Genomic DNA, 8299 nt, shown 5'->3' on the forward strand with positions numbered 1-8299 from the left:
GGCCGCGGGGGTGCGGGCGGGCACTCGGCCGGGGGCCTGGGCGAGCGGCACGGCGGCGGCGAGCAGGGCGACGGTCGCGGAGGCGGTGCCGTACGAGAGGTCGACGCCGAGCCGGGGCCGGTCGGGGTCGCCCTGCGGGTCGGGGGCGCCGGCGGCGGTGGTGCGGACCCGGCAGCGGACGGCCTCCAGCAGCGTGCGGGTGAGTTCACGGACGGCGGGGGCGTCCTCGCGGCGGCCGGGCCCGGGCTCCGGCTCGTACCCGGCCAGGTAGGGGCGTCCGCCGCGGATGCCGAGGGAGTGGCCGGGCGGTACCCGCAGCACCCCGGCGTACGGGGTGCCGTGGCCGAGCGCCTCGGGGGACTCGGGGCAGGCGAGCAGGGCGGCCAGGTGGCCGGTGTCGACCGGGGCGCCGATCAGGTCGGCGAGCGGGAGGGCGGCGGTGGCGTAGGCGGTGCCGCCCCGCCAGGGGGTGTGGAAGACGGGCTGGGCACCGGCGAGGTCGGTGAGCAGCACGGTGGAGCGGGTGCCGCTGCGCAGGACGGCGGTGTAGCTGCCGGGCCAGCCGGTGAGGTGGCGGACGGCGCCGCCGCGGGCGGCGGCCAGGCCGGCGGCGAGTTCGGCGTCGGTGGCGCCGCAGCGCCCGAGGACGGCGAGCCGGGTGGTGGCGGGGGTGTCCTCGGGTTCGGGCTGATCAGGGCGGGGCGGGCCCGAGGTGACCACGGGGTCGGCGCCGGGGCGCAGGATGACGAGCCGGATCTCGTCGGGCCGCCAGTCGCCGACCGCCCAGAGCGGGTTGGGGCCCGTCCACAGCACGGTGCCGGCCAGCGGGCGGACGCCGTTCGGGGAGGGGCTGCCCGCGCCGTGGGGCTCTCCGCTCCAGCCGGTGAGCCACCGCATCGCGCCTCCGCCTGACGAGGGGTCGGGCGCACGGGGTGTCCGGAAGGGCGGTGCGCCACAGGAGACATCGTGCCACCGGTTGTGCGGCGTGTGACCCGAGTTGCAGCAGTGGATCACGGCGGGCGCGCGTCGGCACGTCGCGGCGGGTGGCGCGTCGTCGGCACGGCGGGGCGGTCAGGGGGCGCGTCGGGCAGGCGCAGGACGGCTGCCGCAGGACGGTGACACGGGACGACGGCCGCGGGGTGGCGCGGCTCGGCCGGCGGACGGGCCGGCCGAGCGGCGGGGTGCCCCGCGGGCGGGACCGGGCCGCCCCCTCCGTGGCCCGGGCCGTCCCCTGGCGCCTCGTGGCATGGACATCGCCGAATGGCCGAAAGGCGTCGCACTGCCCGGGAGGGCATCCGCATGCCCTCCCGGACCCACCGCTGCCCGCGGGGATGCGGCAGCGGTCTCCCCCGGCCCGCCGGGTCCTCGACGGCGGGCCGATCCACGGGGTCCAGCGAATCGCCCACCTGCCGCTGCGGCCAGGGGGCACGGGCGGGCGCACATCGGCACGGGACCGGAGCACGGGAGTCCGCCCCGGAGCACGGCGGAGCGGCGGGTTCCGCGGCCGGGGCGGACGGACCGTCGCCGACAGGCCGTTGGTGCGCGCGATCCCGCCATCCGGAATGCGGCCTCTTAACCCTCGGAACCCGTCCGACTACGCTAGGTGCAGCGGGTGGCCGCAATACGCGCGCCACCCTCCGCGCAGGACCTCGCCAGGGGGTGCCACCGCCACCATGACCGCCAGTTCACGAGGGCCGAACGAACGGCTCGGCGCACTCCTGTCCCTCGCCCAGATCAGCAACGCCGGACTGGCCCGCCGGGTCAACGACCTCGGCGCGCAGCGCGGTCTGACGCTGCGCTACGACAAGACCTCGGTGGCGCGGTGGGTCACCAAGGGCATGGTGCCGCAGCGGCCGGTGCCGCACCTGATCGCGACCGCGCTCGGCAGCAAGCTGGGCCGCCCGGTGCCGCTGGAGGAGATCGGCCTCGGCGACACCCAGCCCACGCCCGAACTCGGCCTGGAGTTCCCGCGCGAGGTGCCGGAGGCGGTCCGCTCGGCGACCGAGCTGTGGCGGGTCGACCTGGACCTGCGCAGGGGCCCCGGCGGCGGCCGGTGGAGCGACAGCCTGGCCGGCACCTTCTCGGTGTCGGCGTACGCGACACCGGTCTCCCGCTGGCTGATCACCCCGGCGGACGGTTCGGTCGCGCGGGAGGCCGCGGCGCCGGACCGCTCCGGCCAGCGGGTCGGCCACTCGGACGCCGCGAAGCTCCGCGAGGCCGCCCAGGAGGCCCGCCGCTGGGACTCCAAGTACGGCGGCGGGGACTGGCGTTCGTCGATGGTGCCGGAGTGCCTCCGGGTGGAGGCGGCCCCGCTGCTGCTCGGCTCGTACAGCGACGCGGTCGGCCGGGCGCTGTTCGGTGCCACGGCCGAACTGACCCGGCTGGCCGGGTGGATGGCCTTCGACACCGGGCAGCACGAGGCGGCGCAGCGGTACTACATCCAGGCGCTGCGCCTCGCCCGGGCGGCCGGAGACGTGCCGCTCGGCGGCTACGTGCTGGCGTCGATGAGCCTGCAGGCGGTGTACCGGAACTTCCCCGAGGAGGCCGTGGACCTCGCCCAGGCCGCTCTGGAGCGCAACCGCGGACTGGCCACGGCCCGCACCATGAGCTTCTTCCACCTGGTGGAGGCCCGGGCGCAGGCGAGAGCCGGCAACGCGGCGGCGTGCGCGACGGCGCTGGTCGCGGCGGAGGGGGCGCTGGACCGCTCCCGGGCCGGCGACGCCGACCCGACCTGGATCGACTTCTACACCTACGACCGACTGGCCGCGGACGCCGCGGAGTGCTTCCGTGACCTCGGGATGCCGTCCAAGGTGCGGCAGTTCACCCGGGAGGCGCTGGCCCGGCCGACCGAGGGCTACGTGCGCTCGCACGCGCTGCGGCTGGTGGTGTCGGCGATGGCCGAGGCCGAGGCGGGCGACCTGGACGCCGCGGTGGCGGCCGGGGAGCGTGCGGTGGACGTGGCCGGCCGGATCTCCTCGCAGCGCAGCCGGGAGTACGTGCTGGAGCTGCTGCGCCGCCTGGAGCCGTACCAGGACGAGCGCCGGGTGCGGGAGCTGACGGAGCGGGCGCGGCTGGTGCTGGCCGCCTCGACCTGACGGCGCCGCGGATATTCGGATGCACCCCGGGCCGCCGGGTGGCTAACGTCGTCCTCGTCCAGGTGCGCAGGCAGAGGTTACTTCCACTGTTAATGGGCAGGTCGCGGGTTCGAGTCCCGCCGCCGGCTTCCGGGCCGGTGTAGCTCAGTCGGTAGAGCAGCACACGTCACCTCCGCCGCTTCGGTTCTCTGGACACCCACACGTGCATACGACTGCCACCTCCCGGTGCGCAGGACCGGTTACTTCCTCCAAAGAATTGAGCCGGCACCCACTTTTGATCTCGGGAGGCAGCGCGCCGGGGCGTCCGGTGCGCAGGCGGGGGTTACTTCATTGGGATCAGGCGGTTCCGGGTTCGAGTCCCGGACGGCCGTGCGCGAGCACGGCCGGTAGCTCAGCGGACAGAGCACCTGACTGTCACCTCCGCCGCGGCCGGCCCACGAGGCCGGCGCGACCTCGGACGCCCCGGTTCGTTCTGCCTCCCCGCAGGGGGAACCACCATGTCTCGCTTCAACATCCGCCGCCCGAAGACCGGCCCGACCTCGCCCGTGACCACGACCGGGCAGCGCACCGTCAACCACGCCGGCGGTGCGGGCCACCTGCGCGACGAGAAGTCCGAACTCTTCCTCCTCGCCGTCGCCAACCTGGTCGGCCAGGACACCTACTACGAGCGCGGCGGCGCCCGTGACGACCGGTACACCGCCCTGGTCCGCTCCCTCGCGGTGAGCGACCCGGAGTGGACGCTCGGCCTGCTGCGCTGGCTGCGGTCCGGCGCCGCGATGCGCACCGCCTCGCTGGTCGGCGCCGCCGAGTTCACCCGCGCCCGGCTCGACGCCAAGGCGCCCGGACACTCCCGGCAGGCCGTCGACGCGGTGCTGCAGCGCCCCGACGAGCCCGGTGAGCTGCTCGCCTACTGGACGTCCCGGTACGGCCGTGCGCTGCCGAAGCCGCTCAAGCGGGGTGTCGCCGACGCCGCCCGCCGCCTCTACAACGGCCGCGCACTGCTCAAGTACGACACCGTCTCCAAGGGCTTCCGGTTCGGCGACGTGCTGGAGCTGACGCACCCCGCGCCGCACCCCGACAAGCCGTGGCAGGGCCCGCTGTTCCAGTACGCACTGGATCGCCGGCACCGCCCGGACGAGGCCGTCCCGCCGACCGGCGACGCCCTGCTGACCGCCAGCCGCGACCTGCTCGCGCTGCCGGCCGAGCAGCGCCGCGCGGTCGTCACCGGCCCCGGCGGCGCGGAGCGGCTGGCCGCGGCCGGCATGACCTGGGAGGCGCTGGCCGGCTGGCTGCAGGGCCCGCTGGACGCTGCGGTCTGGGAGGCGATCATCCCGTCGATGGGATCGATGGCACTCGTCCGCAACCTGCGGAACTTCGACCAGGCCGGGGTGTCCGACGCGGTGGCCGAGCAGGTCGCGCGGCGGATCTCCGACCGGGGCGAGGTGCAGCGGTCCAAGCAGTTCCCGTTCCGCTACCTCGCCGCGCACCGGCACGCGCCCTCGCTGCGCTGGGGCCATGCGCTGGAGACGGCGCTCGGCCACTCGCTCGCCAACGTCCCGGTGCTGCCGGGCCGCACGCTCGTCCTGGTCGACCGCTCCGGCTCGATGTTCGACCGGCCGAGCGCGCAGACCATGCTCAACCGGGCGGACTCGGCGGCGGTCTTCGGCGCGGCGCTGGCGCTGCGCGCGGCCGACGCCGACCTCGTCGAGTTCGGCACCACCAGCCGCCGGATCAAGCTGCAGCGCGGCGAGGCGGTGCTGAAGGTGCTGGACCGCTTCTCCGACCTCGGCGGCACCGAGACCGGCAAGGCCGTCCGGCAGCACTACCGCGGCCACGACCGGGTGGTGATCGTCACCGACGAGCAGGCGTACGGCGGTTGGCAGGGCGACCCGCTCGCCGCGGTCCCGGCGCAGGTCCCGGTCTACACCTGGAACCTGGCCGGCTACCGGGCGGGCCACGCGCCCTCCGGCGGCGCCCGGCGACACACCTTCGGCGGCCTGACCGACGCGGCCTTCCGCCTGATCCCGCTGCTGGAGGCCGGCCGCGAGGCCCACTGGCCGTGGGAGCAGCGATAGGGCAACTGCGCGTGGGGGTACCTTCCGGCCGAAGGCTGGGAGGTACCACGCGCCCCTGGGCGGCTGGCCCCCGCGCGCCCCTGGTGGTGCGCCCAGGCGGTCCGATGCCGCCTTCTCGGCGGGCCCCCGTCGTGGCACGATCGCTGCGGCGGGGGCAGCCGATCGAAGGGGCCGAGGTGCGCTACGACGTCGACGTTCTGGTGGTGGGGGGCGGCATCGTCGGCCTGTCCACGGCATACGCGCTGACCCGGGCGCAGCCCGGACTGCAGGTCGCGGTGGTGGAGAAGGAGCCGGGCCTCGCCGCGCACCAGACCGGCCGCAACAGCGGGGTGATCCACAGCGGGGTGTACTACCGGCCGGGCTCGCTGAAGGCCCGGTACGCGACGGGCGGCGCCGCCGAGATGGTGGAGTTCTGCCGCGAGCAGGGCATCCCGTACGAGGTCACCGGCAAGCTGATCGTCGCCACCTCGGCCGAGGAGCTGCCGCGGCTGGCCGCGCTGGCTGAGCGCGGCCGTGCCAACGGCATCCCGGTGACGGAGCTGGACGCGGCGGGCATCGCCGGGTACGAGCCCGAGGTGCGCGGGGTGGCGGGGCTGCACGTCGGCACGACCGGCATCTGCGACTTCCCGGCGGTGGCCCGCCGGTACGCGGAGCTCGCCGGGCAGAAGGGCGCGGTGCTGCACACCGGGACGGAGCTGCGTGCGGTGGCCCGCCGGGCCGACGGGGTGACCGTGCAGACCTCGGCGGGGGAGGTGCGCTGCGGGGTGCTGGTGAACTGCGCGGGCCTGCACAGCGATCGGGTGGCGCGGCTGGCCGGGGACGACCCGGGGGTGCGGATCGTCCCGTTCCGCGGCGAGTACTACGAGCTCGCCGAGCACCGCCGGGGCCTCGTCCGGGGCCTGGTCTACCCGGTGCCGGACCCGGCGTTCCCGTTCCTCGGCGTGCACCTCACCCGGGGCGTTCACGGGGACGTGCACGTCGGCCCGAACGCGGTGCCCGCGCTGGCCCGGGAGGGCTACGACTGGCGCACCGTGCGGCTGCGCGACCTCGCGGGGACGGCGGCCTTCCCCGGCACCTGGCGGATCGCCCGCCGGCACTGGCGGTACGAACTCGGCGAGCTGCACCGCTCGCTGTCCCGCCGGGCGTTCACCGCTGCGGTGCAGCGGCTGCTGCCCGCCGTCCGCGCCGAGGACCTCGTCCCGGCGGCGGCCGGGGTGCGCGCCCAGGCGGTGGCCCGGGACGGCTCGCTGCTGGACGACTTCGCCTTCGCCGGGTTCGACCCGGACGACCCGGCGTCGGCGCGGCGCACCGTCCACGTGCTGAACGCGCCCTCGCCGGCCGCCACCGCCTCGCTGCCGATCGGCCGCGAGGTGGCCCGGCGGGCGCTCGCGGCGCTGGAGGCGGGCGGCGGGGCACCCGGAAGGGACCGGGGCGGGCCGGTGCGATGAGACGCGGGCCACGCCGGGGCGCCGGCGGACCCTCGTAGACTGGGGCGATTGTGACTGCCACCGCCCCCAGCCCCGAGCTGTCCCCGTCCGCCCGGCTCTCCGCCGCCCCGGCCGCGTACCCGGCGCCGATGTACCCGCACAAGGCCACCGAGGCCCAGCACCGGGAGCGGCGCATCCGCAGCTTCCAGCCGCGCCGCGGCCGGATGACCAACGCCCAGGCCGACGCCCTGGACCGGCTGTGGGAGCAGTACGGCCTGGCGATCGACGGCACCCCGCTCGACCTGCCCGCGCTCTTCGGCGACCTCCCGGTCACCCTGGAGATCGGTTTCGGCATGGGCGAGACCACCGCCGCGATGGCCGGCGCCGACCCGTCGTCGGGCATTCTGGCCGCCGACGTCCACACGCCCGGCCACGGCAACCTGCTGCAGATGCTGGAGCGCGACGGCTCCCGCAACGTGCGGCTCGCCGCCGGCGACGCGGTGATCCTGCTCCGCGACATGCTGCCGGACGCCTCGCTGGCCGGTCTGCGGGTCTACTTCGCCGACCCGTGGCCGAAGCCCAAGCACCACAAGCGGCGCCTGATCCAGCCGCACTTCCTGGAGCTGGTGCTGCCCAAGCTCGCCCCCGGCGCGCTGGTGCACTGCGCCACCGACTGGGAGCACTACGCGGAGCAGATGCTGGACGTGCTCTCCGCCTCGGACGAGCTGGAGAACCTCCACCCCGAGGGCGACGGCAGCGGATGGCTGGAGCCCGAGCAGCGCCCGGCCGGGAGCGTGCCCGGCTACGCACCGCGCCCGGACTGGCGGCCGCTCACCAAGTTCGAACGGGCCGGCCTGGCCAAGGGGCATATCGTGCACGACCTGCTCTTCCGGCGCCGCTGATCCGACCGGCGGACTCCCGCCGAACCCGGTGGCGGCTCTTCGCCACTGGGAGCTGACGGCCCGTCACCCCAAGTGATGATGGGCACACGGATCGTTCCGGGGACTCCCCCTGCGGCGGAGCCGTCGCCTACGCTTTCCGGGTGAGCCGTCCGCCCAGCGGCAGCCCGTCCCCCCGCACCACGGCCCGCACTGCCGCCGACGAACCGCCCGCGACCCCCGCCGGCACCCGGACCATCCCGGGGCCCCGGGCCGGCGCGGTCCGCCGCCTGCTGCCGCTCTGGGCCCGGCTGGAGGCCCTGCACCGCTCGCTCCACTACCCGGCGCTGTCCTCCTCGCTGGCCGCGTTCGCACTGGCCGGCAGCGGGGTGCTGATCCTGCACCTGGTGCAGCGGCAGACGGGCACCACGGGCCTGCTGGTCGGGCTCGGGCTGGCCCTGCTGCCGCTGCCCTTCGTGCTGGGCGCGCTGGCCTGGCTCAACCAGACCGCACGCATCCCGCTGCGGCACACGCTGTTCTGCCTGGCCTGGGGCGCCTGTGCGGCCACCACGGTGGCCCTGCTCGCCAACGGCTGGGCCAGTGACTTCCTGGTCGCCCACCAGGGCAGCAGCCGCGGCGAGACGCTCGGGGCCGAGGTCGCCACCCCGCTGATCGAGGAGCTCTGCAAGGGCGCGGCGATCCTCCTCCTGCTGCTGCCCGTCCGCCGGCGGCCGAGCTGCCGGCAGGACCACCGCTGCGCACTGCTGGCCGAGGCCGGCCCGGACGCACCGGACGGCCCGGGCCCGCCCGTGCCGGTGCCGGCC

Annotated in this window: 5 protein-coding genes, 1 tRNA gene and 1 pseudogene; 6 read left to right on the top strand and 1 reads right to left on the bottom strand. The window is 76.1% G+C overall.

Going from position 1 to position 8299, the window contains the following annotated elements:
- Positions 1-897, bottom strand: a pseudogene (locus KSNIM_RS17745) (asparagine synthase); the annotation flags it as partial.
- Positions 898-1673: 776 nt separating this feature from the next.
- On the opposite strand from KSNIM_RS17745, the gene KSNIM_RS17750 reads away from it, so the two are divergent.
- The 6 genes from KSNIM_RS17750 to KSNIM_RS17775 form a co-directional block, all read left to right on the top strand.
- Positions 1674-3095 carry an MFS transporter gene (locus tag KSNIM_RS17750; protein ID WP_263104183.1) on the top strand — a complete coding sequence of 474 codons (1422 nt, stop codon included), beginning with the start codon at positions 1674-1676 and terminating at the stop codon, positions 3093-3095.
- A 66-nt stretch (positions 3096-3161) separates the two neighbouring features.
- Positions 3162-3223, top strand: a tRNA-Ser gene (locus KSNIM_RS17755).
- Positions 3224-3592: 369 nt separating this feature from the next.
- Positions 3593-5170 (top strand): TROVE domain-containing protein, encoded by a 1578-nt coding sequence (locus KSNIM_RS17760; RefSeq protein ID WP_263104184.1) that lies wholly within the window; start codon positions 3593-3595, stop codon positions 5168-5170.
- A gap of 176 nt (positions 5171-5346) precedes the next feature.
- A complete protein-coding gene (gene lhgO / locus KSNIM_RS17765) occupies positions 5347-6618 on the top strand; it encodes an L-2-hydroxyglutarate oxidase (protein WP_263104185.1) in 1272 nt (423 codons plus the stop codon).
- A gap of 50 nt (positions 6619-6668) precedes the next feature.
- Positions 6669-7499 (top strand): tRNA (guanosine(46)-N7)-methyltransferase TrmB, encoded by an 831-nt coding sequence (gene trmB, locus KSNIM_RS17770; protein WP_263104186.1) that lies wholly within the window; start codon positions 6669-6671, stop codon positions 7497-7499.
- A 140-nt stretch (positions 7500-7639) separates the two neighbouring features.
- Positions 7640-8299, top strand: a 660-nt coding sequence (locus KSNIM_RS17775; protein ID WP_263104187.1) for a PrsW family glutamic-type intramembrane protease, incomplete at its 3' end; no start/stop codon positions are given.

This window comes from Kitasatospora sp. DSM 101779, assembly GCF_025655475.1.
In the GTDB taxonomy this organism is placed as follows: Bacteria; Actinomycetota; Actinomycetes; order Streptomycetales; family Streptomycetaceae; genus Kitasatospora.

Bases quoted from the DNA above. Each gene is read 5' to 3' on its own strand.
- KSNIM_RS17750 (WP_263104183.1), top strand. From the start codon at position 1,674: ATGACCGCCAGTTCACGAGGGCCGAACGAACGGCTCGGCGCACTCCTG.
- KSNIM_RS17760 (WP_263104184.1), top strand. From the start codon at position 3,593: ATGTCTCGCTTCAACATCCGCCGCCCGAAGACCGGCCCGACCTCGCCC.